This window comes from Actinokineospora sp. (assembly GCF_052390155.1).
Taxonomy (GTDB): Bacteria; Actinomycetota; Actinomycetes; order Mycobacteriales; family Pseudonocardiaceae; genus Actinokineospora.
In genome coordinates, this window is the sequence record NZ_JBQTHF010000030.1 from 214,923 (window position 1) to 238,628 (window position 23,706).

The 23,706-nt window shown below is 70.9% G+C and carries 27 protein-coding genes; 12 read left to right on the forward strand and 15 right to left on the reverse strand.

Annotated elements, in window-relative coordinates; translation table 11 throughout:
- Position 1 precedes the first annotated feature (1 nt).
- From ACT4N7_RS12660 to ACT4N7_RS12685, 6 genes are all read right to left on the reverse strand, one after another.
- Positions 2-607 carry a hypothetical protein gene (locus ACT4N7_RS12660; protein ID WP_444828859.1) on the reverse strand — a complete coding sequence of 202 codons (606 nt, stop codon included), beginning with the start codon at positions 605-607 and terminating at the stop codon, positions 2-4.
- Positions 604-1,401, reverse strand: a complete 798-nt coding sequence (locus tag ACT4N7_RS12665) for a hypothetical protein (protein ID WP_444828860.1) — start codon at positions 1,399-1,401, stop codon at positions 604-606. The genes ACT4N7_RS12660 and ACT4N7_RS12665 overlap by 4 nt, the downstream gene beginning before the upstream one ends.
- A gap of 88 nt (positions 1,402-1,489) precedes the next feature.
- A complete protein-coding gene (locus ACT4N7_RS12670) occupies positions 1,490-1,780 on the reverse strand; it encodes a hypothetical protein (protein ID WP_444828861.1) in 291 nt (96 codons plus the stop codon).
- Complete coding sequence (locus ACT4N7_RS12675) at positions 1,777-3,012, reverse strand: WXG100 family type VII secretion target (RefSeq protein WP_444828862.1); 1,236 nt, start codon at positions 3,010-3,012, stop codon at positions 1,777-1,779. The genes ACT4N7_RS12670 and ACT4N7_RS12675 overlap by 4 nt, the downstream gene beginning before the upstream one ends.
- Position 3,013: 1 nt before the next feature.
- A complete protein-coding gene (locus ACT4N7_RS12680) occupies positions 3,014-3,466 on the reverse strand; it encodes a hypothetical protein (protein WP_444828863.1) in 453 nt (150 codons plus the stop codon).
- 224 nt (positions 3,467-3,690) lie between these two features.
- Positions 3,691-3,813, reverse strand: a complete 123-nt coding sequence (locus ACT4N7_RS12685) for a hypothetical protein (RefSeq protein WP_444828864.1) — start codon at positions 3,811-3,813, stop codon at positions 3,691-3,693.
- Positions 3,814-3,939: 126 nt separating this feature from the next.
- Here ACT4N7_RS12685 and ACT4N7_RS12690 point away from each other — a divergent pair, with 126 nt between their 5' ends.
- Together ACT4N7_RS12690 and ACT4N7_RS12695 are read left to right on the forward strand one after the other, a co-directional pair.
- Positions 3,940-4,518 carry a PaaI family thioesterase gene (locus ACT4N7_RS12690; RefSeq protein WP_444828865.1) on the forward strand — a complete coding sequence of 193 codons (579 nt, stop codon included), beginning with the start codon at positions 3,940-3,942 and terminating at the stop codon, positions 4,516-4,518.
- 9 nt (positions 4,519-4,527) lie between these two features.
- Complete coding sequence (locus ACT4N7_RS12695; protein WP_444828866.1) at positions 4,528-5,718, forward strand: metallophosphoesterase; 1,191 nt, start codon at positions 4,528-4,530, stop codon at positions 5,716-5,718.
- Here the strand turns inward: ACT4N7_RS12695 and ACT4N7_RS12700 are convergent.
- The 3 genes from ACT4N7_RS12700 to ACT4N7_RS12710 all read right to left on the reverse strand — a co-directional run bounded on the left by ACT4N7_RS12700 (position 5,711) and on the right by ACT4N7_RS12710 (position 11,122).
- Complete coding sequence (locus tag ACT4N7_RS12700; protein WP_444828867.1) at positions 5,711-8,038, reverse strand: tetratricopeptide repeat protein; 2,328 nt, start codon at positions 8,036-8,038, stop codon at positions 5,711-5,713. The genes ACT4N7_RS12695 and ACT4N7_RS12700 overlap by 8 nt on opposite strands.
- 793 nt (positions 8,039-8,831) lie before the next feature.
- Positions 8,832-9,803, reverse strand: coding sequence for a glutamate ABC transporter substrate-binding protein (locus ACT4N7_RS12705; RefSeq protein ID WP_444828868.1), 972 nt, complete (start codon positions 9,801-9,803; stop codon positions 8,832-8,834).
- A complete protein-coding gene (locus tag ACT4N7_RS12710; RefSeq protein ID WP_444828869.1) occupies positions 9,800-11,122 on the reverse strand; it encodes a hypothetical protein in 1,323 nt (440 codons plus the stop codon). The genes ACT4N7_RS12705 and ACT4N7_RS12710 overlap by 4 nt, the downstream gene beginning before the upstream one ends.
- A gap of 250 nt (positions 11,123-11,372) precedes the next feature.
- Here ACT4N7_RS12710 and ACT4N7_RS12715 point away from each other — a divergent pair, with 250 nt between their 5' ends.
- A complete protein-coding gene (locus ACT4N7_RS12715; RefSeq protein ID WP_444828870.1) occupies positions 11,373-11,594 on the forward strand; it encodes a hypothetical protein in 222 nt (73 codons plus the stop codon).
- 12 nt (positions 11,595-11,606) lie between these two features.
- Entirely contained in the window at positions 11,607-12,206 is a 600-nt protein-coding gene (locus tag ACT4N7_RS12720; RefSeq protein ID WP_444828871.1) for a DUF5134 domain-containing protein, read from the forward strand.
- Here the strand turns inward: ACT4N7_RS12720 and ACT4N7_RS12725 are convergent.
- Entirely contained in the window at positions 12,141-13,328 is a 1,188-nt protein-coding gene (locus ACT4N7_RS12725) for an MFS transporter (protein ID WP_444828872.1), read from the reverse strand. The genes ACT4N7_RS12720 and ACT4N7_RS12725 overlap by 66 nt on opposite strands.
- Before the next feature lie 126 nt (positions 13,329-13,454).
- Here ACT4N7_RS12725 and ACT4N7_RS12730 point away from each other — a divergent pair, with 126 nt between their 5' ends.
- From ACT4N7_RS12730 to ACT4N7_RS12745, 4 genes are read left to right on the forward strand one after another with little or no spacing between them, the layout of a single operon-like run.
- Entirely contained in the window at positions 13,455-13,838 is a 384-nt protein-coding gene (locus tag ACT4N7_RS12730) for a hypothetical protein (protein ID WP_444828873.1), read from the forward strand.
- Positions 13,835-13,993: a hypothetical protein gene (locus tag ACT4N7_RS12735; protein WP_444828874.1), complete on the forward strand. Its 159-nt coding sequence runs from the start codon at positions 13,835-13,837 to the stop codon at positions 13,991-13,993. Before ACT4N7_RS12730 ends, ACT4N7_RS12735 begins: the two co-directional genes overlap by 4 nt.
- 9 nt (positions 13,994-14,002) lie before the next feature.
- Entirely contained in the window at positions 14,003-14,683 is a 681-nt protein-coding gene (locus ACT4N7_RS12740; RefSeq protein ID WP_444828875.1) for a response regulator transcription factor, read from the forward strand.
- Complete coding sequence (locus ACT4N7_RS12745; RefSeq protein ID WP_444828876.1) at positions 14,680-16,029, forward strand: HAMP domain-containing sensor histidine kinase; 1,350 nt, start codon at positions 14,680-14,682, stop codon at positions 16,027-16,029. Before ACT4N7_RS12740 ends, ACT4N7_RS12745 begins: the two co-directional genes overlap by 4 nt.
- Before the next feature lie 61 nt (positions 16,030-16,090).
- On the opposite strand, the gene ACT4N7_RS12750 is transcribed toward ACT4N7_RS12745, so the two are convergent.
- From ACT4N7_RS12750 to ACT4N7_RS12760, 3 genes are all read right to left on the reverse strand, one after another.
- Positions 16,091-16,579 carry a hypothetical protein gene (locus ACT4N7_RS12750; RefSeq protein WP_444828877.1) on the reverse strand — a complete coding sequence of 163 codons (489 nt, stop codon included), beginning with the start codon at positions 16,577-16,579 and terminating at the stop codon, positions 16,091-16,093.
- Between the two features lies 1 nt (position 16,580).
- Positions 16,581-16,916 (reverse strand): hypothetical protein, encoded by a 336-nt coding sequence (locus ACT4N7_RS12755; protein WP_444828878.1) that lies wholly within the window; start codon positions 16,914-16,916, stop codon positions 16,581-16,583.
- Positions 16,917-17,072: 156 nt separating this feature from the next.
- Entirely contained in the window at positions 17,073-17,405 is a 333-nt protein-coding gene (locus tag ACT4N7_RS12760) for a hypothetical protein (protein ID WP_444828879.1), read from the reverse strand.
- Positions 17,406-17,717: 312 nt separating this feature from the next.
- On the opposite strand from ACT4N7_RS12760, the gene ACT4N7_RS12765 reads away from it, so the two are divergent.
- Together ACT4N7_RS12765 and ACT4N7_RS12770 are read left to right on the forward strand one after the other, a co-directional pair.
- On the forward strand, positions 17,718-18,593 hold the full coding sequence (locus tag ACT4N7_RS12765) for a helix-turn-helix domain-containing protein (protein ID WP_444828880.1): 876 nt from the start codon (positions 17,718-17,720) through the stop codon (positions 18,591-18,593).
- Positions 18,580-18,876: a DUF397 domain-containing protein gene (locus ACT4N7_RS12770; RefSeq protein ID WP_444828881.1), complete on the forward strand. Its 297-nt coding sequence runs from the start codon at positions 18,580-18,582 to the stop codon at positions 18,874-18,876. Before ACT4N7_RS12765 ends, ACT4N7_RS12770 begins: the two co-directional genes overlap by 14 nt.
- Positions 18,877-18,882: 6 nt before the next feature.
- Here the strand turns inward: ACT4N7_RS12770 and ACT4N7_RS12775 are convergent, their stop codons facing one another.
- Positions 18,883-20,196: an NAD(P)-binding domain-containing protein gene (locus ACT4N7_RS12775; RefSeq protein WP_444828882.1), complete on the reverse strand. Its 1,314-nt coding sequence runs from the start codon at positions 20,194-20,196 to the stop codon at positions 18,883-18,885.
- A 51-nt stretch (positions 20,197-20,247) separates the two neighbouring features.
- Complete coding sequence (locus tag ACT4N7_RS12780; protein ID WP_444828883.1) at positions 20,248-21,834, reverse strand: CocE/NonD family hydrolase; 1,587 nt, start codon at positions 21,832-21,834, stop codon at positions 20,248-20,250.
- A gap of 185 nt (positions 21,835-22,019) precedes the next feature.
- On the opposite strand from ACT4N7_RS12780, the gene ACT4N7_RS12785 reads away from it, so the two are divergent.
- Both ACT4N7_RS12785 and ACT4N7_RS12790 read left to right on the forward strand, forming a co-directional pair.
- A complete protein-coding gene (locus ACT4N7_RS12785) occupies positions 22,020-22,541 on the forward strand; it encodes a SigE family RNA polymerase sigma factor (protein WP_444828884.1) in 522 nt (173 codons plus the stop codon).
- Positions 22,538-23,704 carry a hypothetical protein gene (locus ACT4N7_RS12790; RefSeq protein WP_444828885.1) on the forward strand — a complete coding sequence of 389 codons (1,167 nt, stop codon included), beginning with the start codon at positions 22,538-22,540 and terminating at the stop codon, positions 23,702-23,704. The genes ACT4N7_RS12785 and ACT4N7_RS12790 overlap by 4 nt, the downstream gene beginning before the upstream one ends.
- The last annotated feature ends 2 nt before the right edge of the window (positions 23,705-23,706 follow it).

Sequence of the window (23,706 nt, forward strand, 5' to 3'; positions counted from 1 at the left end):
ACTAGCGCAGTGAGCCGTCCGCGGGCGACCACGGGGCGCGCGCGGCGACGACGGGCGCGGCGAAGTCGACCGAGGAGACCAGCCTGCCGAGGACGGCGGCGAGGTCGAGCCAGCCGCGCCCGGTCACCGAGTGCAGGGTGAACACCGCCATCCGGCGCCCGTCCGGTTCGATGACGACCGCCTGGAGCTGGCACCCCGACGGCGGTCCGGTCCGCAGCGGGTCGGCCACCAGGATGCGCTCGGCGATGACCACCGGGTAGCCGTGTTCGGTGCGGGACTCGGTGACCTCCTGGATGTCCGGCCCGCCCGCGTCCGCGAGGTAGTGGCGCAGGTCGGCGGCGGTGTCGGGGCCGTGCGGCTGGTCGGCGACCACGACCGTGCCGACCAGCACCGCCGGGTCGGCTCCCGCGTGTGCCACGACCGCGACCAGTCCGGCGCCGTTCGCGTGGGCCAGTTCGGCCGCCTCCCGCGCGGCGAGCAGGACGCCCGGGTCGTGCGATGACTCCGGCCCGCGCGCGGTGACCATCAGCGCGGCGAGTTCCCGCTCGGTGTGCTCCGGGGACTGCAGGGACACCGGCGTGACCCCCGCGATGGCGGCCAGCTTCACCGGCGGCTCGGGCCGGTGAGCGGGGTCTCCCCGAAGATGACCAGCTCCTGGTCGTGGCCGCCGCCCGACGCCATGGCCGTGACCGCCGCCGCCGCGCCGCCGCGCGGGATCGGGACGCCGGTCGGCGGTGGGGCGAGCAGCCCGGCCAGTGCGCTGGACATGGCGGACGCCCGGTTGAGGAACCCGCCGACCGACCGGACCAAGTCCTGGCCGGAGCGGTCCGGCTGGGCCAGGTCGCCCCGGCTCAGCGCGGCGAGCTCGTCGGCCACGGCGTCCGCGGCCCGCTGGTGATCGTCGGCGAGCGCGCGGGCCCGGCCGAGCACCTCGTCGAGGCGGGTCTCCAGGCCGGTGAGCGCGGCCTCGGCGGCGGCGTGGTCGATGCCTGCGGTGGCCGCCGTCACCGGGGTCGCGGCGAGGTCGAGGGCGTTGCGCTTGTCGTGCAGATCGTCCTGGGCGGCGCTGATCCGCTTGCGCAGGGCGACGGCGGCGGCGTCCAGCTCGTCGGCGGTGCGCTTGTTGCCCGCAAGGGTTTGCGCCCAGGTGGCGAGCACTTCGGCCGCTCGACGCAGGGTCGTCGCGCGTTCGTCCAGGTCGGGGGGCAGGGCGGCCAGCCGAGCGGCGAAGCTGTCGGCCGCCGGACCGCCCCAGGATTCCGTGGCCTCGCCAACGCGCCGCAGCGCGGAATCGACCTGGCCCAACGCCTCCGCGGCCGTCGAGTACTCCGCGGCCGCGGCGACCACGGAATCCGGGTCGCCGGGCGTCGGATCGACGCCGAGCCCGCGGAACCCGCTCACGACCGACCTCGCGAACCCCGACCTCGAACGGCGAGCGTGGTCACGCCCTGACCGTAGCCGTCAGCGCGGGTCCACCGGGCGCCGGTAGTCATCGTTCGCCCAGGCGGGTGATGGCGGCGGCGGCCTCGTCGTCGGTGTCGGTGTAGGCCCGGTGGGCGGCGGTGAGCAGCTCGGCGCCACCGGCCAGGGTGTCGGCGGTGGCTGCCAGGTCGTCCTGGGAGTCGGCGGTGAACGCCGCGGCCACCGCGCCGAGCCTGCCCGGACCCAGCCGAGAGCTGAGCGCGGGGTCGAGCCGGGCGGCGGCCACACCGTCGGAGACGGTGGTCAGCAGGGCGGCCGCCGCCCGGAGTTCGCCTGGATCGGTGGTGTAGCCGGTCACGCGCCGAATACCGGCGGGTAGGCGGGTGGGAGGTCGTCGAACAGGTCGAGGCCGTCGTCGTACTTGTTCTTGTGCTCGTCGTCGTCGCTGCCCCGCGTGCCGCCCGCGCCGCCCATCGGCGGGTACATGCCGCCCGCGCCGCCGCCAGCACCCCTGGCCGCGCCTGCCTCGGCGGCCGCCGCGGCACCACGCGCGGCCAGGCCGCCCGCGCCCGCGAAGGCACCGCCACCGCGGGCGGAGTCCGCGCCCGCGGCCAGGCCACCGGAGCCGGACAAGCCGCCGCCCGCGCCGGAGCCGTAGCCGCCCGCGCCATAGCCCGTGCCGCTGCCGTAGCCCTGGCCGAAGTTCGGGCCGAAGCCGTCCGCGTACCCGGCGGCGACCGTGCCGTTCGGGATGGGACTCGGCGACGTGCCCGTCGACCCGCCCGCGCCCGGACCCGTGCCGCCGCCAGGCGGAACCGAGCCGGGGCCACCAGGCGGCACTGCGCCGCCGGGGCCCGCGCCGCCCGGGCCTGGCCCGGGTCGAGGCGTCGTCGGCGTCTGGGTGCCTGGCTGGGGGGCGGGCGCGTCCTGGAACTGGGGCAGCGCGGTGTGCACGTCCTGGCTCTCGCTGCCGTACGCCCGCATCACCCGCACCGCCTCGGCCTTGGCCGCGTTGCGCTTCTCCAGGCTGGGCTGCTGGTCGTCGGTGAGCTGCTTGAGCATGATCGCGGCGCTCGGGCCGTCGGTGGCCTTGACGTCGTAGCCCGCCATGAAGTTCTTCTCGGCGTAGTAGAAGACCGGGTCCGGCATCTTCACCTGCGCCTGGACCACGGCGTCCATGTACTGCGACAGGCCCTTGCCGACGCGCGCGGCGCGGTGGCCCGCCTCGTCGGCCCACTGGGTGAGCAGGGTGTTGGCCTCGCCCGCGCGCACCGCGGCCGGGCCGCGCCACGTGCCGAGCAGGCCCTGCACGATGTTCTGCACCCGGCCGGTGGTCTCGTTGATCTGGCCGGACAGGTCCGACCAGCGCGTGGCGCGGTCGCCCATGGTCGCCGGGTCGGCCGACATGACCATGTCGAAGAGCTGCTCGTGGCCGTAGGCGTCCCAGTTGATCCGGTCGAAGTCGGCGACGTCGTTGTTGCGCTTGCGGGCCTTGCGCTTGCGGTCGGCACGACGCCTGGTCTCGGCATCGGCCTTGTGCGCCTCGGAGTGGTACTTGCCCTCACGGTCCTTGTCGTAATCCCACGCCATGTCAGGCCCCCTCGCCCGCGACTCGCAGGGCGGCCGCGGCCTGCTCATCGACCTGCTGATACGCCTGGAGGGTCTCGCGGATCGACATTCGGACCGCCGTCAGCTCTTCGATGTAGTCCGCGAGTACGGCCTGCACACCGCCATCGGCGTCGGCGCGGTCGAGGAAGGCGCGGCGCATCTGCGCGGCCACCGGACCGCCGCCGTCGCGCAGCGGCTCACTCAGCTCGGTCGCCGTGCGGAGCTGGCCGACGAGCTGGTCGTGCAGCTCGGCGAGGGCTTTGTCGGCTCTCGTCAGCTCGGCGTAGTCGGCCTCGACACCGTCCATGCCCGTGCCCGACACGGAGTGGTTGCCCCGCGGCCCGACCGTGATATCGGGCATCATGAACGCCCCGGTCGTCTCCTGGTGCTCGCTGCGCAGCGCCTCGGCCTGCTGCATGGTGCGCACCCGCGTCATGGCTTCCTCCCACCCCGGGCCGTGAAGAGTCCCCGGGCATCATCGCCGTCGGGTTACAGACTGACGGTTTGGCTCCGTTGATTCCACCCCTGGCATCCCGCTTGTGCACAACTGGGCACGTCACCCGCTCAGGTAGACAAACAAGTACACGCGATTCCGGCTCAGGTATGTACTCTGATCAGCCCAAATCGGACGTTCTGGACGGGCGTTCGGCAACCTCGACATCACGGGAAGCACTCGAACTCGGCAGTTGGCAGCGACCCGCCGAGCACCAGCGCGGCCAGTTCGTCGGCCAGCCGGGAGGCCCGCTCCAGTTCGTTCACCACGCACTCGACGGCCTCAGTCATGAGTCCCACGGTGCCGGGTGTGAACCGGGGCGGGCCACCGTGGCTGCACAGGTGGACAGCCGGGCCGCTCAGCCAGGCAAGGGGCGGGCGTCGGGTCACCTCGGACAGCGGTCATACGCTGCGGCAATGAGCCGTGCACCTGAGCCGTGGCCGCCGGTGGAGACCGAGCTGCCCGAACGTCATCCCGACGCGCCCGCGCCCGGGGTCGAGCTGACGCCGCACTACGCCTACTGCTTCGGCTGTGGCGACAAGCAGGACGACGGCCTGCACCTGCGGACCATCGCCGCCGAGGGGCACACGGTCCTCTCCCAGTTCACGGTGACCGAGGCCCATCAGGGCTCGCCCGGGCTGGCGCACGGCGGGCTGCTCGCCTGTGCGTTCGACGAGGCGCTGGGGGCCACGGTCGGCAACCTGCTGCGCAGGCCCGCGGTCACCGGGAAGCTGGAGACGAACTTCCTGCGGCCGGTCCCCGTCGGCTCGACGCTGTTCATCACCGCGTGGCTCGACGGGGTCGCGGGGCGCCGGGTGTATGTCAGCGCGAAGGGGCGGCTCGACTCGGCGGAGGGGGTGGTGGCGGTGCGGGCGCGGGCGTTGTTCGTGGTGGTGGAGCTGAGCCACTTCGTCAAGCACGGCCGCCCCGAGGATCTGCGGGCCGTGGTCGCGGACCCGAGCCTGATCAACAGTCCGATCGAGGTGAATCCGTAGGCTGGGCGCATGTTCCTCGCCGTCGTCGGGTTGGCTGTCGCGCTGCTGCACTTCTACCTGTGGAAGCGGCTGGTGAAGGACACGACCCGTTCCGCGCGCGGGCGGCGGATCGGCACGGTCGTGCTGGTGGCGCTCGCGGTGTTGGTCGTGGCGACGCTCGCGCTGCCGCGCCGGGTGGGCGTCGAGGCGGCGGCCTGGTTCGTCTGGCCCGGCTACATCTGGCTGGGACTGTTCTTCTACCTGTTCACCCTGCTCGCCGTGCTCGAACTGCCCCGGCTCGCGCTGCGCGGGTGGGCGCGGGGCAAGCCGCTGGAGGCGACGGCGACGACCACCGAGGTCGAACCGCCCGCGCCCGTGGTGGACGAGAGCCGCAGGCTGTTCCTGGCGCGCGGCGCCGCCGTGGTGGTCGGGGTCGCCTCGACGGGCATCGTGGGCGCGGGCATGGTCTCGGCGCTGGGCCCGCCGCAGGTCAAGCGGGTCGCGGTGCCGATCGCGCGGCTGAGTCCGGGGTTCGCGGGGTTCCGCATCGCGCTGGTCAGCGACATCCACCTGGGGCCGCTGCTCGGCCGCGCGCACACCGAGCGGCTGGTGCGGATGATCAACGAGACCCGGCCGGACGCGGTGGCGATGGTCGGCGACCTGGCCGACGGCACCGTCGCCGAACTCGGCCGGGCCGCCGAACCGCTGCGCGACCTGGTGTCCACCGAGGGCACGTTCTTCGTGACCGGCAACCACGAGTACTACTCCGGCCACCAGGAGTGGATCACCGAGCTGGACCGGCTCGGTCTGAACTACCTGCGCAACGAGCACGCCGCGATCACCCGGGGCACGGCGTCGGTCACCCTCGCGGGCATCACCGACCTCGCAGGCAAGACCTTCGACGACGCACCCGACCTCGGCCGCGCGCTGGCGGGCCGCGACCAGGATTCGCCCGTGGTGCTGCTGTCCCACCAGCCGGTCCAGGTGCGCGACGCCGCGCGGGCGCGGGTCGACCTGCAACTGTCCGGCCACACCCACGGCGGGCAGATCTACCCGTTCCACCACCTGGTCCAGCTCGGCCAGCCCGCCGTGTCTGGACTGTCCAAAGTGGACGACACCTGGCTGTATGTGACCAACGGGGCGGGTTTCTGGGGACCGCCCGTGCGCGTGGGGGCCCCGCCGGACATCACCGTGATCGAGCTGACCCCGGCACCTAGGTGAGCGTGCGGGGGCGGATCGCGTTGGCCTTGTCGACCAAGTCGTGGCGTTGGTCGGGGGTGCCCGCGAGCCGCGCGAGGGCTCGGTAGCACCGCTCCAGGCCGAAGCGCAGCTCCCGCTCGGACAGGTCGCAGCCCAACACGGTCAAGCTGCCGTTCGCCGGGTTCGCGCCGGGCTTGCCTGCCTGCACCCAGCCGTAGGCCGCTTCCAGGACCTCCGCCGCGAGATGCGTCCGCCGCTCGGCGTCCAAGGAGAGGCGCTCCAGGCGTTTCGCGGCGTCGTGCAGGTCGTGTTCGGCGACCTTGGCGACTTCGTTCGCGCGCGCCTTGATCTTGATCGCGGCGACCTGCGCGGCGACGTGGTGGCTGGAGGTGTCCGGCACCGACTCCAGCACCTCGATCGCCCCGGTCCGGGCACCCTGCGCGAGGTACACCCGCGCGAGCCCGAACGCGGCGCTGACGAACGAGTGGTCCGTGCGCCACACCAGTTCGTAGTACCGGGCGGCGGCGAAGTGGTCGCCCGCGTGCTCGGCGCTCACCGCGAGCGCGAGCTTCGGCGCGATCTCGCCGGGGACGGCGTCGTAGACCCGGTCGAACGCCTCGCGGGCGAGCTTCGGGTTGCCAGCCGCCAGGGCGACCAGACCGCGGAACCAGTCGGGCCGCCAGTCGGCCGGGTCGGTGACCAGTTTGCGGGCGGCGTCCAACTCAGACGACGCGGCGCGCAGGTCGCCCTGTTCGATGCGGGCCTTGACCAGGCGCAGCCGGACCTCGATGGAGTCCTGCGGGGCGGCGGCGAGCGCGGCGGCCAGTTCGGCGGGCTCGGTGGCGGTGATGCTGGCCAGCGCGGAGGCCGCGTGGTCGTCGGTGTCGACCAGCGGGAGCGGCAGGACGGTGGCGACCTCGGCCGGGTCGGGCGCGGGCAGTGTCTCGGAGCGGTCGGTGACGACCAGGCCCGCGCCGAAGGTCCGCGTCTCCATGCCGAACACAGTGGACATTCCGGGGCGCGGGCGGCCGGTGCCCAGCGCCATCACCTCGCGCAGGACGCCGGTGAGCTGGTCGGCCATCTCCGCCGCGGACGCGAAGCGCTGCGCCGGGTCTTCCTGCGTCGCGCGCTTGAGCACCCGGTGGTAGCTGCCGAACAGCGCGAACAGCGGCTCGGCGTCCGGGCCGGGCAGCGTGTACTTGTAGCGGGTGGTGTAGCCCGCGAACTCGATCGACAGCACGGCCAGGGTCCGGCCGACGGTATAGATGTCGGACGCGACTGTCGCGCCCTCGGTGGCCAGCTCGGGCGCGGCGTAGCCGGAGGTGAAGAACAGCGGGCACTCGTAGTCGTCGATCTTGCGAACCGCGCCGAGGTCGATGAGCTTGAGCTGCTCGCCGGTCTGGATCACGTTGTCCGGCTTGAGGTCGCAGTAGAGCATGTCGATGCTGTGCAGGTAGCCGATGGCGGGCAGGATCTCCAGCCCGTAGGCGATGACCTGGCCGATCGGCAGCGGCTCGGCGCGGCCTGCCTCGCGGTGGTGTTCGAGCGCGAGCTGGCGCAGCGACTGGCCGCCGACGTACTCCATGACGATGTAGCCGACCAGCGAGCCGGTGTTCGGGTCGGGGTGCTGGACGAAGTTGTAGATTTTGACCACGTTCGGGTGCTCGACCTCGGCCAGGAACCGCCGCTCGGCCACGACCGAGGCCATGGACGTGGCGTCGCCGGTGTCGATCATGCCTTTGAGCACGACCCAGCGGTCGCTGACGTTGTGGTCCTTGGCGAGGTAGATCCAGCCGAGGCCGCCGTAGGCGATGCTGCCGAGCACCTCGTACTGGCCGCCGACGAGGTCGTCGCGGAACAGCCGCGGCCGGAAGTTGAACGCCTGCCCGCACTTCGGGCACACGCCCTCGGGGTCACCGGACGTGCCGTCGGTGCCCCGGCCGACCTCGGCGCCGCAGTTGTTGCAGAACCGCTTGTTCTCCGCGACGACCGGATCGTCGAGGACCGCGCTGGCCGGGTCCTTGACCGGCACCACCGGCACCTCGACCAGCCCCGCGCCGAGCCTGCCGCGCCCGGTGGACCGGGACGCGGTCCGCCTGCCGGTGGTGGGGAAGGCGCCGGACCCGGTGATCGGGATGTCCGGGCCGGGGGTCTGCTGGGTGGCGGGCCGCTCGTCGTCCACTTCCTCGACGGGCCGGGGCGGCACGATGCTCTGCGTGAGCGTCGACATCCCGAGCACCGACGTCGGCTGCGGCTCGTCGTCGGCCAGGGCCGTGTCGGGCAGCATGCCCGGCGTGCGCGGGACGATGGCGGGCACCGGCACGTCCCGCGACCACTGCATGCCGGACGGGACGGGCGCCTGGTGGCGGGCGCCGCCCTGGCCCGCCGGCAGCGCCTGGAACGGCTGCTGTGACTGGGTCGCCAGGTGACGTGGCCGCCCCGGGGCACCGCGCGGATGGCCGCCTTGCCCGGGCGGCGGTTGGCTCGGGCCCTGGCCGGGCGATTGGCTGGGGGCCTGGCCGGGCGGCGGTTGGCTCCCGTCCGGCCGAGGAGCCTGGCCGCGATACTGGCCCGCCTGCGGCTCGGGTCGCGCGTAGGAGCCCGGCTGCTGCTGATGGGACTGTCGGTTCGGCGGGTAGGACTGTCCTGTTCGCGCTTGCGGGTGAACCGGGCGCTGCGGGTGACCCTGCGATCCCGACTGCGGATACGGCTGCCCACCGGTCCCCGATGGCGGCCTGCCGCCGGACTGAGACTGCCCGCCGGACTGGGGTTGCCCGCCGACCGGTGGCTGACCAGCAGACTGTCGTTGCCTACCAGGCTGGGGTTGCCCACCAGACTGGGATTGCCCGCCAGAGCCGGGGAGTGGCGGGCGGCCTGGCCGCGAATACTCCTGCGGCCGACCTGGCTGGGGCTGCGCCGGACCACCGGGCTGCGCCGGGTGCGGCGGCACCGGTTCCGGGCGGAGCTGCGACCAGACCTGTGCCTCCGCCGGGGGTTTCGGCGGGAACCGCGGGATGTCGCGCGGCGGGTTGGGGCCGCGAAACCAGGCGTCAGCGGACTTGGCGTCCGGGTCCTCCGCGGGGCGGTCGTCGGCAGGCTCGTCGCCTGGAGGCGTCCAGTGCGTCATCTCGACCTCAGTCCCGGTACTTGGCGGTCGGCGGCGGCGACTGTTCGCCCGCCTGGGCGAGCCACCGGCCGTAGCTCTCGGCCCACGAGCCCCCCGAGATCGACTTCGCCAGCACCCCGTTGACGAACCGGACCATGTCCTCGCTCTGCTTGGGGATGCCGATGCCGTAGGGCTCCTCGGTGAACCGGGGGCCCACCATCCGCACGGTCGGGTCCTGCGCGACCATCCCGGCCAGGATCGTGTCGTCTGTGGACACTCCGGCGACCTGGCCCTGTTGCAGCATCAGCAGGCAGTCCGACCAGTTGTCCACCGCGACGACGACCGGCGGCGCGGGTGAGTCGCGCAGCTTGTTCAGCGACGTGGAGCCCTTGGTGGCGCACACGCGCTGGCCGCCGAGCTGGTCGACGCCGGTGATCTGGGAGGACTTGTCGACCAGGAGGCGCTGTCCGGCGACGTAGTAGATGGCCGAGAAGTTGATGTCGACCCAGCGGGCGCAGGTGGCCGTCATGGTGCGCACGACGATGTCGACCTCGCCGTTCTTGAGCGCGTTGATCCGGGCGGCGGAGGTGATCACCTTGTACTGCACCTTGTTCGGGTCGCCGAAGATGGCGGCGGCGATCTCCTTGACCCGGTCGATGTCGAAGCCTTCGAGGGCGTTGCTGGTCGGGTTGCGGAAGCCGAACAGGAAGGTGTTCTGGTCGACGCCGGCGATGAGCCTGCCGCGGTCCTGGATGGTGCGCATGGTCGTCCCGTCGGGCATCGCGCCCGGGGCGGGCAGGGCTCCAGGGCGCAGGCTCGCGGCCGGGTCGCACGGCGGAACCTGGGTGGCCGCGCCGGTGGTCGTCGGCGGGTTCACCTCGACGCCCACCGGTTGCGGGCGTTCGACGGAGTTCACCACCGCGAGGTCGACCGGTTTGCCCGTCGCCGAGCAGGCGGTGGCGGCCAGGGCCAGCACCGCGACCAGAACGACGCGCCTCATCGGTACTCCCGCAGTCGTTGCCTGATGCCGATGGTGATCCCGGCCGCCGCGATCACGGCGAGCGCGATGACGCCGGGCACCAGGCCGGTGAGGGCCTGGCGCGCCCGGCTGGTCTGGGTGTAGAACTCCTCGCGGCCTGCGTTGAGCGCGGCGATGAGGTTCTTGTCGAGCTTGCCGAACGCGACGGCCGCGCTGTCCGGGGCGTCGCCGATGGCCACCTTGACGGCCTCCTCGTACTGGCCGCCGTCGTCGAGCTCGCGGATCTTGCGATGGGCGGCGATCCACGCCTCGGCGTTGTCGATCGCCTGATGCACCTCGCCCGCCGCGCCGCGGTTGGCCGCGATGTCCTGAGCCTGGCGCAGCAGGTTGGTGCGCGCGTCGCCGGTGAAGGTGACCGAGAGTTCCTTCCACTCGCGCTCGTAGCCGGGCCCGTCGCCGCGGGCGACCAGGGTCAGCGTCTCGTCGGCGCGGCACTTGAGCGAGTTGATCCTGGCCTGCACCAGCACGTCGACCTGCTGGGAGCCGTTGCGTTCACCATCGGTGACCTGCGCGGACTCCACCAATAGCGCGATCGTGCCCCAGACGAGCCCGACCCCGACGGCGATGCTGGCCACCAGCAGGCCGACGTTGATCAGCCGGTTGGTCTTGCGGGTCAGGTAGAGCTGGGTAGCCACCAGTGCGCCTAGGAGGCCCACGGTGAGCAGCAGGGCGAACCACGGGAACGAGCGCGCGTCGACCTGCTCGGCCTTGAGCCGCTCGTAGTCGATCTCGTAGAGCTTCTCGGCCGCGGGCAGGATCTTGGACCGCATCAGCCCGGACGCCTCGCGCAGGTACGCCGCGCCCGCGGGGAAGCCCTGCCGGTTGTTCGTCCGCGCGGTCTCGACCAGCCCGGTGTACACCGGGAGCTGCTGGGACAGCACGTAGACCTGCCGCTCGGCGAGCGAGTCGCCGCCGACGTCGGCGGACGCCTTGCCCAGCGCGGCGCCCGCCTGGGCGATGTCGAACTCGTAGCGGGCGCGCAGGGCGGCGGGCTCGGCGCCGCCGGAGAGGAACGCGCTGGCCGCGGTGGCGTCGGCGTCCGACAGCGACCGGAAAATCTGCTGCGCGGCGGCGGCCAGCGGCTCGCGCCGGTCGACCAGGTCGTCCAGGGTGTCCTGCTTGGCCTGGAGGGTGAGCGCGGCGGCGATGCCGGTGAGCACTGTCAGCAGCACCAGACCGACGGCGATGACCGACAGCCTGCCCGGCGTGGTCGTGGCCGACCGGGTGACAGTGCGCAGCGCCGACGCACGTCCGGTGTCGGGCGGCGCGACCGTCACCACGGAAGCCTCCACAGGGAAACAGTCAACAGCACGTTCACACTCTCAATGCCCGCTTTCCCCCCGCGGTTACCTGGCTGTGACGCCAGCTCGGCCGGTATCAGGACGAACCTAGTCGAGTACTTTCGACCGAGCCACCATCATCGACACCGCGCCACCGACACCGTGGGTCACCACCGAGTCCTTCTTGCGCGCCGGGTAATCGCCTGGTTGCGGACTGGTTCGAACGGGCCGGCTCTGGGATCGTCGAAGAATGAACAGTGAGCACACCATGCAGCGGATCGCCACGTTCTGCGGCCAGTGCAACTGTGGCTGCCCGGAACTGTGGATCGACCCGGACGCCGCCGAGGAGCGCCGGGTGGTCATCACCGACGACTTCGGCCAGCGCATCCAGATGAGCCTCGGCCAACTCGCCGACCTCGTGTCCGACGTCAAGGGCGGTGTCCTCGACGGACTGCTCACCCCGACAGGCTGACCCAGGGCCGCGGTGGGCAGGCCCGAGTGGCTCAGCTGGGTACTCACGGCGGCGTTCCTCGGGATCGCCGGGTACTGCGTCGCGCGGCTGGTCGCCGCCGGGCGGTTCCCCCACGGGTACCGCGGCTGCCACCGGGCGGTGGACGCGGGGCACGTGGTCATGGCCGTGGGCATGGCGGTGATGTGTTCCCCGGTCGGTGGCCCGTTGCCGATGGCGGCGTGGCAGACGGTGTTCCTGCTGCTCACGGCGTTGTTCGCGGGCCTGTGGCGGCGTGAGCGGCGGACGCCGCCGGTCGGCTGGCACGGCCACGGCCTGCACCACGCGGTCGCCGGGCTCGCGATGCTCTACATGCTGACCGCCGTGCCGCACACCGCGCAGGCCATGTCGTCGGCGTGGATGTCGGGCCCGCACACCGGCGACGCCGCGTTTCCGCTGGTGGGCTGGGCTTTTGTGGCCTACTTCGCGGTGCAGGCCGCGCGGCTCGGCCCGGCCGCGCTCCGCCGGACCGAGACGACCGGCGGCCCGGCGATCCTGCTCGACGGGCGGCTAGCCGCGTTCTGCCAGCTCGTCATGGCCCTCGGCACGGGCTACGTCATCCTCGCGCTGCTGTAGTCCGCGCGCGACGACGGCGGCGGCGAGCGTGAGCACGGCGAACAGTCCGAACGCGACACCGGGCCGGTCGAGCAGCTCGCCGACGACGAACGACACCGCGACGCCGCCGACGTTGCCCGACAGCCAGATGATCGACGCGATCGGGCCTGCCGACGCCGGGTTCCTGCGCTCGACCAGCGCGAGCGCGACCGGGAGCGCGGAGAGCAGGAACAGTCCGATGGGGACGGCGGCCACGATCCCGGTGGGTACGCCGGGCATGAAGGCGAGCAGCGCGCAGGCCAGGGCCGTGCTCACGCTCGCCAGCACCAGGGCGCTCGGTTCGGCGCGCCGCCGGGCGGCGAACGGCGGCACCACCGCGCAGCCGACCACGCCGATGACCAGGATGGTCAGCATCAGCAGTCCGGCGGTCCCGGCGGCGATTCCGGCCGGGGCGAGCAGCGGTTCGAGCCAGGTGGCCAGCGCGATGAACACGCCCATGCCGAGGAAGGCGAACAGGGCGATCCGCGGTACGCCGGGCTCGCGCCAGGTCGCGGGCAGCGTCGGCGGCTCGGCCCGCGCGGGCTCGAACGGCGGCGGCACGCGGAAGGCGGCCAGCGCCGCCAGGCTCGCCACCACGGCGATGGCCGTGCCGATGCCGACCACCGTGCGCACGTCGTCGGACAGCGCGGTGCCGAGGCCGATTCCGGTGATCATGCCCAGGGAAGTCGCGCCCGCGCCCAGGGCGATGCCGCGCGGCCGGTCGTCCGGCGCGAGGTAGCGCGCGGCGACATAGCTGATCGCGATGAGTATCACGGGCTGCGCGACGGCGACCAGCGTCTGACCGATCAGCGCGGCCGGGTAGGTGTCGGCCAGCCGGATGGCGGCGCCGAGGGCCATCAGCACCCCGGCGCCCGCGAGGCTGCCGCGGAACCACCGGTCCAGTGCCCAGCCCGCGGGCAGGGCCAGCAGGACGAACAGCAGCGGGAAGATGCCTGCCAGCCAGGCGACGGCCTGCTCGGAGACGTCGTAGCGGCGGGCGGTGACGGTGGTGATCGTCGCGTAGGCGAGCCAGCACACCTGGCTCGCCACGACCAGCAGGGCGAACGCGACCACGACCGGCCACTTGCTGGAGGGCTGCACCATGGCCGCCAGTATCAGAGCGACACCACTCCCGGTCAATGGTCGCCTTACACACCCCGAACACGATCAAGGCCGCGCTCTTTACCTGGCTCGGCGAAAGTTGTGCCATCACCGAGTGAAGGAGTGCACATGCGGGCCAAGAAGTGGGCAGTGGTCGCGGCCATCGTCGCCGGAACCGGGCTGACGGGTGCGGGCGTCGCCGCCGCGCAGCCCAGCGAGCCGGTCACCATCACGCTGAGCCCGGAGCGGGTCGCGTTCCTGTGCACCGAGCGGCTGCCGAAGATCGAGCAGCGGATCGCGAAGCTCACCGAGCGGATCAACGCCGGGGCGGACGTCAAGGGCTCGTCGGCTGCGCTCAAGGCGCGCGCGGAGAAGGAGCGGGCGGCGGGCCGGGAGGCCGCCGCGAAGCTGCTGGAGGAGAAGGCCGAGCGGCGCGCGGGAAAGATCGACCAGCTCACCAAGGCCAAGGACCGGGTGGTCGAGTTCCGGTCGAAGCACTGCGGCACCAAGTGAGGCGCGCGCTCGTGGCGGCGGCGCTGCTGTTCGCCTGCGCCGCCTGCCAGCAGGACTCGCCGTCGCCCGGTGGCGGCAGCGGTTCGGTCGAGCAGGAGGTGGACCAGATCGAGTCCACAGTGGACAGCGTCGAGTCCGAGCTGGCCGGCGACTAGAGTACGACGATGGATTCCGGTCGCGGACTGGTGCTCGTCGTCGAGGACGATCGGGCCATCGCCGAACTGGTCACGCTGTACCTGCGCCGCGACGGGTTCGGCGTGCACGTCGAGACCGACGGGCACGCCGCCCTCGCGGCGCTGCGCCGGGTCAAGCCGGTGGCGGTGATCCTCGACATCGGCCTGCCCGGCCTGGACGGCGTCGAGGTCTGCCGCGCCATGCGCGCGGGCGGCGACTGGACCCCGGTGCTGTTCGTGACCGCGCGCGACGACGAGGTCGATCGGGTGCTCGGCCTGGAACTGGGGGCCGACGACTACGTCACCAAGCCGTTCAGCCCGCGCGAACTGGTGGCCAGGGTGCGCACGGTGCTGCGGCGCGCCAACGGCCCCGGCGCGGGCGAGGTGCTCCAGGCGGGCACCACCCGGCTCGATCTCGGCGAGCGTCGCGTGTGGACCGGAGACGTCGAGGTGCAGTTGACCACCACCGAGTTCGACCTGCTGGCGCACCTGATGCGGCGTCCGGGCCAGGTGTTCGAGCGGGCGCAGTTGCTCAGCGCGGTGTGGGGCTACACGGCGGCGGCGGGCACCCGGACCGTCGACGTGCACATCGCGCAGCTACGGGCGAAACTCGGCCCTGACAGTCCGATTAGGACAGTGCGCGGCGTCGGCTACGCGGCGGAGCGCGGGTGAGGCGCGGGTCGATCGCGGTGCGGATCACCGCGCTGTGCCTGGCGGTGGCCGGGGTGGTCGCGGTCGTCGCGGGGCTCATCTCGGCGCAGCTCGTGGTCACCACGGCGCGCGAGGTCACCCGGCAGACGCTCTCTGATCAGGCCGACGTGGTGGCGGGCCAGCTCGCCGACAGCCGCATCGGCCTCCGCCGCGTGGTGGAGGTGCTTGGCGGACAAGGGGTCGAGGTGGTCCAGGTCCGTCCGAACGGGACACTGATCAGCTCGACCCCCGCTGCCGAGAGTGCCGCCAGGGAGGCGGGCATCACCGAGATCACCGCGCCCGCGCACAAGACCGTGGAGGTCGGCGGCCGCACGCTGCTGGTCGAACTGCGCCCGGCCGACACCCGGGGCGCGATCGCGCTGGTCCGCGAGACGGAGACGGCCAAGGGCACCGGCCGCAAGCTGGTCGGCAACGTCATGGTGGCGCTGTCGATCGGCCTGGTGGCGGCCACTCTGGCCGGTCTGGTGCTGGCCAGGCTGCTGTCGCGGCCGCTGCGCCGGACGGCGGCGGTGGCGGCGTCGATGAGCCATGGCCGCCGCGATCTGCGCGCCCCGGTCGACGGCCCGCGCGAGGTCGCCGAAGTCGCCGCGTCGGTCAACACGCTCGCGGATGCCTTGCAGCGCAGCGAAGGCCGCCAACGGGACTTCCTGCTGTCGGTGTCGCACGAGCTGCGAACCCCGCTCACCGCCGTCAAGGGATTCGCGGAGTCGCTGGCAGACGGCGTGGTGACCGGCGACGCCGTCCCGGCCGCCGGACGCACCATCGACCAGGAGGCCACCCGCCTCGACCGCCTGGTCAGCGACCTGCTCGACCTCGCCCGCCTCGGCGCCGACGACTTCCGACTCGACGTCATCGCGGTCGACCTACCGGTCTTGGTGTCGGAGACGGCCACGGTGTGGTCGGCCCGCTGCGCGGCGGCGGGCGTGCGGTTCTCGGTGGACTCGGCGGTGGCCCCGGTGACCGTGATGGCCGACCCGCGCAGACTGCGGCAAGTGCTGGATGGGTTGGCGGAGAACGCTTTGCGCGCGACTCCGGCCGGGCGCCCGATAGTGCTGGCGCTGTCGGTCGAGCCGGGGACGGCCGTGTTGCAGGTGCGCGACGGCGGCCCGGGGCTGGCGCCGGAGGAATACCCGGTCGCCTTCGAGCGCGGCGTGCTCAACGCCCGCTACTCCGGGACACGCCCCGTGGGCACAGGAATCGGACTCGCCCTGGTGCACGGCCTGGTGGCCCGCATGGGCGGCCGGATCGACGCAGGCCCCGCCCCGGAAGGCGGCGCCGCCTTCACCGTCCGGTTCCCGCTGCGCTGAGTACTTCACCAACATCCCTTGGCCACAACCACCGGGCGGGCGATTTCGTATTTTGCAATTGCTACCCGCGATCCCACCGAGCGACCGAGTCGTACTCGCCGAACACAGGGATCGGCTCCCAATGAGTCGACACGTCCACCGAATCGCGGTCTACAGACCGGATCGTCGCCACCCGCGAGTCATCGATTTCCTGGCGGCAAATGCCCTCAGGCGCGTAAGTCAGGCTCTCCACGATCACTGGGTCGGCGCGATCTCCTCGCGTCTGCGAGTCGCCATAGTCATAGGAGATCATTTTGCGAAGAAAAAGTCGCTCCTCGATCTCCTTGAAGCTGTAAATAAGGCCGACTCGGCCCCGGTCGTCAAGAAATTTCACCCCGACGTACCCCTTCTCGAACCGGACTTCGATAACGAGTTCGGTTCGATCGGCGCCGGTACCTACCACTGTGTAGAGCGCACCGAGGTCGTGCCGACGACTGGCTTCAGATGCATCGATCACGTCGATAGGCGCTTCCAGCAGACCGTTCCACCGATTGCAATAGGCCCATCGCATTTCAGGTTCCCTCCGACAGTGCATAGACGCGCCCGGCAACGTCTCTAATTATAATGCCCAGCCTGTCGGCCGCTCGTATCGCCCATTCTGGAACAGGTCTGTGCTGTACCGGAACTTCGAGGAATTGACGCCCCTGGAGTTCCTCTCCGACGAGACTCGGATACCGCTGCCGCATGGTTGGCGAGTCTTTGATCGTCTCACCTGGCGAATACTTCGCCGCATGCTCGTTGAGGTAGCCTTGCCAGGTACCGGGCCTGATGTCGGCCACCTGAGTGTGCTTGCGGGAGACGATGTCCTTGCCAGGCAAGTAGGAATCCAGCACTTTCTTGTTGTCCAAGATTGCCTCATTCACCGGATATTGGCAACGATTCTTCTCGTTAAATTCCCGACCGTCGTCGAGTTTCTTCTTAACGTGCGGCGGAAACGACGACTTCCGCGACGGCACGTCCGCGCCAGATAGCGGCGGTCGGGCACTATCGCTGCCCTGCAACGTTCAAAAGCCGCGCTGTACAACCGCCTGTGCGGCGTTGTCGAGCTGCTGTCGGAGTGCCTGAAGTCGACCCGCCGCCGCGTCAAGCTCCGCCTTGATAGACAGCGCAACCCCGGCCAGTTCGTCGCCCATCGCGCCCCCCGCCTGCTGGATCGAGGCAACCGCGCCGTCGATCTGGGCACTGGCACCCGCCACCATTTCCACGGGAAGGGCCTGGCCCGCCGCGTTGAGCGCTCCGGCGGCCTGGTCGAGATGACCTGACAATGGACTGCCTCTCTGTTCCAGCTCGATCTGAGCCGATCCGTTCCTGCTGTCTGCTCGGCGATGCAAGGTCACCGTTCAGACTTCCATGCATCTTGTCCCGCGCAACTGGCGGAGAACGCTTTGCGCTCGATCCGGCTGGGCGTCCGATGGTGCTGGCGCTGTCGGTCGAGCCCGGGACGGCGGTGTTGCAGGTGCGCGACGGCCCGGGCCTGGCATCGGAGGAATACCGGTCGCCTTCGAGCACGGGGCCATGGGCGGCCGGATCGACACAGGCCCCGCCCCGGAAGGGCGGCGCCGCCTTCACCGTCCGGTTCCCGCTGCGCTGAATACTTCACCCGATTGGATAATCCCGTCCCCACACTGGAAATCGCTTTACTGGTGGCTATGGACTATCGAGAACCGACACTCCGCAGCCGGGAGCTGGGCGATGGGATGCGCGGAGCCATGCGCGGCGCCGGGCTGACCGGCAGGCAGGTCGCCCTGAAACTGGGCTGGTCGGACAGCAAGCTGTCGCGGATGCTGATGGGCGCGCGCGGAGCGTCCGAACTGGATGTCGCGTCTCTCCTCGCGGTGTGCGGGGTGAAGGGCGAGGAGCGGGATCGGCTGCTGGCACTGTGCAAAGAGCAGGACACCCAGAGCTGGCTCCAGCAGTTCGGCGATCGCCTCCCCAAACAGCTCCGCACCCTGGTCGACCACGAAAACCAGGCGGTGACCATCGCCGAGTTCGAACCGACCTTGATCCCCGGGCTGTTGCAGACCAGCGACTACGCCCGCGCGGTGATTCGGGGCATCGTTAACGTGCCTGCGGATGAGGTCGATGAGCGCGTGATCGCTCGGCTCGCCCGGCAACAACTGCTCAGCCGCGATCGACCGCCTCGGTGCTCGTTCTATGTGCACGAGTTCGCGCTGCGACTCCCAGTGGGTGGTCCAGAGGTGATGTCGGACCAGTTGCACCACCTGCTGCGTGCGTCGGTGCGCCACAACCTGACTGTGCGGGTGATGCCAGCCTCGTTCGGAACGCATGCGGCGATGGCCGGGGCCTTTCAACTGATGGAGTTCACGAGCTTCAAGCCGGTCGTGTATCTGGAGAGTGAGACCTCCAGCGTGTTCCTGGAGCGGCCCGAGGAAATTGCCGCCTACCAGAGCATCTTGTCGGCGCTGGCTGACACTGCCCTGGATGAGGGACAATCGAGGGAGCTGATTGCCGCCCTGGCAGTTGAGCTCTATGCGGATCGAAAGGACGAGGATGAACACGTATGAGCCGGACGGTCTGACCGGGATCGCCTGGCGCAAGAGCAGCTTCAGCGCGGGCAACGGTGGCTGTGTCGAGGTGGGCTGGCGCAAGAGCAGTTTTAGCGCGAGCAACGGCAACTGTATCGAGGTGGGCTGGCGCAAGAGCAGCTTCAGCGCCAGCAACAGTGACTGTGTCGAGGTCGCGCCCACGGTCGCGGGGATCGCGGTGCGGGACTCCAAGCAGAACGACGGGCCGCAGCTCGCCTTCCCGGTGACCGACTGGCGATCGTTCCTCGGCGACCTCGCCTGACCCACCTCACTTCCGCCGCCCGCCTGCCTTCCGCTCGCGGACCAGTTGGCGCAGGTACGGCAGGAAGTCGACCTCGATGGTGTGCCGCTTCGAGGCCAGGTAGCGCTTGCGCAGCGACCGCTGGTAGTCCGCGATCTCGCGCCGCATCGCGGCCGCGTTCGGCAGTCGGGCGGTGCCGTCGAGCAGGTCGGCGATCCAGTGCGCCTGCGCCTCGGCGATCGGCATGATCGCGCCGAGCGGCTGGACCAGGCCCAGGAAGTACAGCTCAGGGTGGTCGGGGTCGACCACCCGGCGATACAGCGCGACCTCGTTGTCCTGCGCGGAGAACACCGCCGGGTCGAGGAACGGGAAGCTGATCCGGTAGCCCGTGCAGTAGATGATCTCGTCTATCTCCTCGCTGGTGCCGTCGGCGAAGTACACCAGCGGGCCGTCGAGCCGCGTGATGGTGGGCTTGACGGTGATGTCGCCGTGGCCGAGCCGGGTGAGCAGGTCGGAGGACACCGTGGGGTGCGCGGCCAGCACCTTGTGGTCCGGCTCGGGCAGCCCGTAGTCACTCATCCGGCCTTGCACCAGCCGCAGCGTCATGCGCAGGGTCAACCGCTGAAACCAGTGCGGCAGCAGGGCGAGCGGGGTCTTGGCGAGCTTGTCGAAGGGCTGGCCGAAGAAGTACTTGGGCACGATGTGCGCGCCCCGGCGCATCGCGAGGAACGTGCGCTCGGAGACCCGCGAGGTCTCGACCGCGATGTCGGTGGCCGAGTTCCCGATCCCCAGGACCAGCACCCGCTTGCCGAGGAACGAATCGGGCACCCGGTAGTTGTGCGCGTGGGTCTGGCCGCCGACGAACGTGTCGGCGCCGGGGAACGCGGGCTCGGGCCACCGCGCGTCCCAGTGGTGGCCGGTGGCCACGATGACCGCGCGATACCGGCCGACGCGCACGTCGCCGGTCTCGCGGTGGCGGGTGGACACCTGCCAGCCGTCCCCGTCCCGTTCGACGGCGGTGACCTCCGTGCGGAAGTCGATCTGTTCGCGCAGGCCGAAGTGGTCGACGAACGAATCGAAGTACTCGGCGATCTGGAAGTGGTCGGGGTAGTCCGGGTACCGCGTCGGCATCGGGAACGCCGCGTACTCCATCACCTCGCGCGAGGTGTTGATGTGCAGCGACCGATACGCCGACGACATGCCGTTGTCGTTGAGATAGCGCCAGTTGCCGCCGATGTCCGACCCCGCCTCGAAGCAGTCGAAGTCGATCTCCCGCGCCGCCAACACCTGACACGCCGCGATACCGGACGACCCGGCCCCGATGACACACACCCGATCCATCGGGTCAGGCTATCGGGACCGGCGGCCGGTAACTCCGCGCAGTTGCGCGAATCAGCCGGTGGGCACCGTCAGCGTCGACGGTGAGCCGGACGGCGACGAGAAGGTGAGCGTGTGGCCCAGGGAACTCTTGCCCTGGTACCGCAGGTCGACGGTGTCCACCACCAGGGTCAGGTGGTGGCCCCGGGGCACGGTCCAGGACGTCGGCTCCAACTGGAGGTCGAGCGTGCGCGCCTGCCCAGGGGTGGCGTTCAGCAGGGTGAAGGGCTTGTGCGTGATCAGCTTGCCGAAGCCGAACGCGTCGACGTCGTAGAGGTAGGCGAACAGCGAGGTGTCGCGGGCGCTGGGCGTGACGGTCGTGTGCAGCTTCGGCGCGCCCTGCACCAGGGTGTCGCCCGAGTAGTCATCCGACGACCACACGCCCGCCGCGTTCTTGTCGACCAGCGGGGTGGACACCAGCGGCGGGATGCCGAGGTAGCCCTGTAGGGCGCCGGTCAGCACGGCGATGCCGCTGTTGGCCAGCGTCGGGACGCCCGCGAAGATCGTCTTGCGCCAACCGGTGCGCGACCGCGTGTCGAGGTCGCCGAAGCCGGTCAGCCAGTGCGGGTCGCTCAAGTACAGCGTCGTCGCGCGGCTCGCGGCGGCCCAGTCGGCGTAGGTGCGCCAGGCGCCGGTCTGCTTGTCCTTGAGGTTGACCGGGTTCTCGCGGTCGATACCGTTGGCGACGCCCTTGAGGTGGTGGTCCATCCAACGGGCCGTGGTGTCCCAGGACGCGTTGCTGACGCCGATCAGGCCGGGGATCTCGGCGGTGCCGTGGTCGCCGGGGGCGAGCAGCAGCCGCTTCGGGCCGGTGAGCCGGGTGTAGAAGTCGGTGATCTGGCTGGGCGGGAACAGCGCGTCGTCCCACTGGTTGGCGATCATGATCGCGGCGCCGTTGGCGTTGATCCGGTCGAGCTTGGTCGCGGCCGAGCGCACCGGGCCGATCGGCTTGATGGCGTCGATGTCGCCGTTGAGCAGGTCGGCCTGCGCCTTGCGCAGCACGGGGCCGGGCCTGCTGGTGATGTTGCCGGAGATGAGCAGGATGGCGGCGGCCTGCGCGCTGACGGTGTCGTTGGGGTTGAGCGAGGCCAGCAGATCGGTCCACGCGCTGAGCGCGGAGACGGCCTTGATGCGCGGCTCCTGCGCGGCGGCCAGCAGGCTCGCGCCCGCGCCGTAGGAGATACCGACGGCGCCGATCTTGGCCGGGTCGGCCGGGGTGCGCGCGAGGGCCCAGTCGATGACGCGGCTGACGTCGTTGATCGTGGCGGGCCCCGCGACGTCGTTGAGTCCGCCGGACTCGTAGAACCCGCGACTGGCGTAGCTGATCACGATGTAGCCGCGCTCGCGGGCGAGCTTCGCCCCCACGGCAACGTATTCGAGGTTCGGCGTGGCCCAGCTCGACGGCATCACCAGCACCGGGAAGGGGCCCGGGCCCTGGCCGGTCGGGGTCACCACGAAGCCCTTGAGCAGGTCGCCGCCGTCGCCGGGGATCGACTCGTAGGTGACCGCGAAACCGGGCGCGGCCTGCGCGGCCGGGGCGAGCAGGGTCAGCCCGAGATTGGCCACCAGGACCGTCATCAGGACAGCGAGAAGTCTCCGCACCGAGCCTCCAACGACAACCGAAAAGAAAGCGAGTGGTCGGTCTCGCTTATGTTACTACAAAGTAACCTGAATCACGTTCGCGTGACAAGGGTCGATTTAGTCGGTGTCAGGCGGTGACAACCTTCTCGGCGGCCCGAGGCGTCCTGCAGCCTAGGAAGGACCGTTCGAGGAAACTGGGGTGATTCGTGGACGGGGAGGAGAGGTTCCGCCAGTTCGTGGCCGCGCGCCAAGCCGCGCTGCTGCGAACGGCGTGCCTGCTCAGCGGCGACTGGGCCGCGGCGGAGGACCTGCTACAGACCGCGTTGACCAAGACCTACCTGGCCTGGGGGCGAATCCGGGACCACGAGGCCGCCGAGGCGTACGTGCGCCGGACCATGGTGCACACGTCCACCTCGTGGTGGCGGCGGCGCTGGCGGGGTGAGCGGCCCACAGCCGTCCTGCCGGAGATCGTCCAGCCCGACTTCGCCGACACCACCGTCGAGCGCCAAGCCCTGTGGGCCGAGGTGCTGCGGCTACCACCGCGGCAGCGCGCGGTCATCGTGCTCCGGTTCCACGACGACCTCTCCGAAGCGGCCACCGCGGCCATCCTCGGCGTGACGGTCGGGACCGTGAAAAGCCAGTCATCGCGGGCACTGAGTGCGCTGCGACGCCAGATCGCGCGGACAACCCCGTCAGCCACAACGACTCCCGGGAGCGTGACCCGATGAGGCTGGAAGACCAACTGCACGACGCCATGGCCGCACGAGTGGCCGCCGCGCCGGTCCCCACCGACCTGACCGAACGCGCCGTCGCCGGGGCGGCCCGCATCCGCAAGCGCCGCACGACAGGCGCCGTCGCCACGACAATGGCCGCGGTGGTCGCGGTGGCCTTCGCGGTCGTCCAGATCGGGTTGCGGACCGGCGATGGGTCCATCGGGACCATGCCGACGCCGGTCGGCATCGCCGGACCGGCGAGAATCGACCTGATCTCCGGAAAGATCCTCTACCAGGCGGACGGCGGCGAGATCCCGCTGCCGTTCAAGCCGGGCATGACCGTGACCAAAGCCTTCCGTGCCAACGGAAGTTGGCTCCTCACCTACCAGCGGACGGACACCCGCGACACGGTAGTGGTCCTGGTTCGGGCGGACGGTTCCACGGCCGATCTCGGCACGGGTGACGGCAGCGTGGTCAAGGTGACCGAGAATGGCGCCCGGGCCGTCATCCAACTCGGCGTAGGAATCCAGCTATCGCGGGCGGTGGTCGTGGAGCTGCCGTCCGGCACGGTCATCGCGCAGACGACATTGTCCGAGTTGGTCGTGGTGCAGGGCTGGTCGAACACCATCGTTCTGCTGGGCGCGGTAAGCGGCGATCTCAGCCCGGTGCCGGTCGACCGGTGGGACCCCTCGCACGGACCGTTCGTGCCCGACCCGACGACGGACGAGTTCCGCATCCTCGGTCGTTACGGCTCGCAGGGCCAAGTCCTCGCCCTGACCAATGGCGGGGTCGAGACCTGCCCGACGGTGGTCGATCCGGCGGCGGACTTCGCGATTCGTGCTCGCCAGTGTGGCGTCGGCCTGTTCGAGATTGCGACGTCCTCGCCGGATGGACACCGGCTGATGCGCTGGACGACGGAGCCGGATGGCAGTCAGGGCCGCTGGGAGAGCCTGGATGTCGCCGCGGGCGATGCGAGCTTCATCCGGCTCGGTGTGCCGCCAACGCTGGTGCAGGGCGATGCCTGGTGGGAAAGCAGCACTACCGTGCTGGTCGCTGTCGGTGCCACTCGGCAGCAGCCGACCGAGCTGCTGCGGTGCACTGTGGACGGTTCACCGTGTACGCGCGTGCCACTGCCGCCGTCCACAACGGACTTCCCGGTGCCGGTAACCCTGCCCTGACA

Coding starts and splice junctions, on each gene's coding strand:
- ACT4N7_RS12725 (WP_444828872.1), bottom strand. CDS start 13,328: ATGGTGCAGCCCTCCAGCAAGTGGCCGGTCGTGGTCGCGTTCGCCCTG.
- ACT4N7_RS12695 (WP_444828866.1), top strand. CDS start 4,528: ATGTTCCTCGCCGTCGTCGGGTTGGCTGTCGCGCTGCTGCACTTCTAC.
- ACT4N7_RS12690 (WP_444828865.1), top strand. CDS start 3,940: ATGAGCCGTGCACCTGAGCCGTGGCCGCCGGTGGAGACCGAGCTGCCC.
- ACT4N7_RS12680 (WP_444828863.1), bottom strand. CDS start 3,466: ATGACGCGGGTGCGCACCATGCAGCAGGCCGAGGCGCTGCGCAGCGAG.
- ACT4N7_RS12685 (WP_444828864.1), bottom strand. CDS start 3,813: ATGACTGAGGCCGTCGAGTGCGTGGTGAACGAACTGGAGCGGGCCTCC.
- ACT4N7_RS12765 (WP_444828880.1), top strand. CDS start 17,718: ATGGACTATCGAGAACCGACACTCCGCAGCCGGGAGCTGGGCGATGGG.
- ACT4N7_RS12775 (WP_444828882.1), bottom strand. CDS start 20,196: ATGGATCGGGTGTGTGTCATCGGGGCCGGGTCGTCCGGTATCGCGGCG.
- ACT4N7_RS12730 (WP_444828873.1), top strand. CDS start 13,455: ATGCGGGCCAAGAAGTGGGCAGTGGTCGCGGCCATCGTCGCCGGAACC.
- ACT4N7_RS12750 (WP_444828877.1), bottom strand. CDS start 16,579: ATGCGATGGGCCTATTGCAATCGGTGGAACGGTCTGCTGGAAGCGCCT.
- ACT4N7_RS12715 (WP_444828870.1), top strand. CDS start 11,373: ATGAACAGTGAGCACACCATGCAGCGGATCGCCACGTTCTGCGGCCAG.
- ACT4N7_RS12740 (WP_444828875.1), top strand. CDS start 14,003: ATGGATTCCGGTCGCGGACTGGTGCTCGTCGTCGAGGACGATCGGGCC.
- ACT4N7_RS12790 (WP_444828885.1), top strand. CDS start 22,538: ATGAGGCTGGAAGACCAACTGCACGACGCCATGGCCGCACGAGTGGCC.
- ACT4N7_RS12675 (WP_444828862.1), bottom strand. CDS start 3,012: ATGGCGTGGGATTACGACAAGGACCGTGAGGGCAAGTACCACTCCGAG.
- ACT4N7_RS12705 (WP_444828868.1), bottom strand. CDS start 9,803: ATGAGGCGCGTCGTTCTGGTCGCGGTGCTGGCCCTGGCCGCCACCGCC.
- ACT4N7_RS12770 (WP_444828881.1), top strand. CDS start 18,580: ATGAACACGTATGAGCCGGACGGTCTGACCGGGATCGCCTGGCGCAAG.
- ACT4N7_RS12700 (WP_444828867.1), bottom strand. CDS start 8,038: ATGCAGTGGTCGCGGGACGTGCCGGTGCCCGCCATCGTCCCGCGCACG.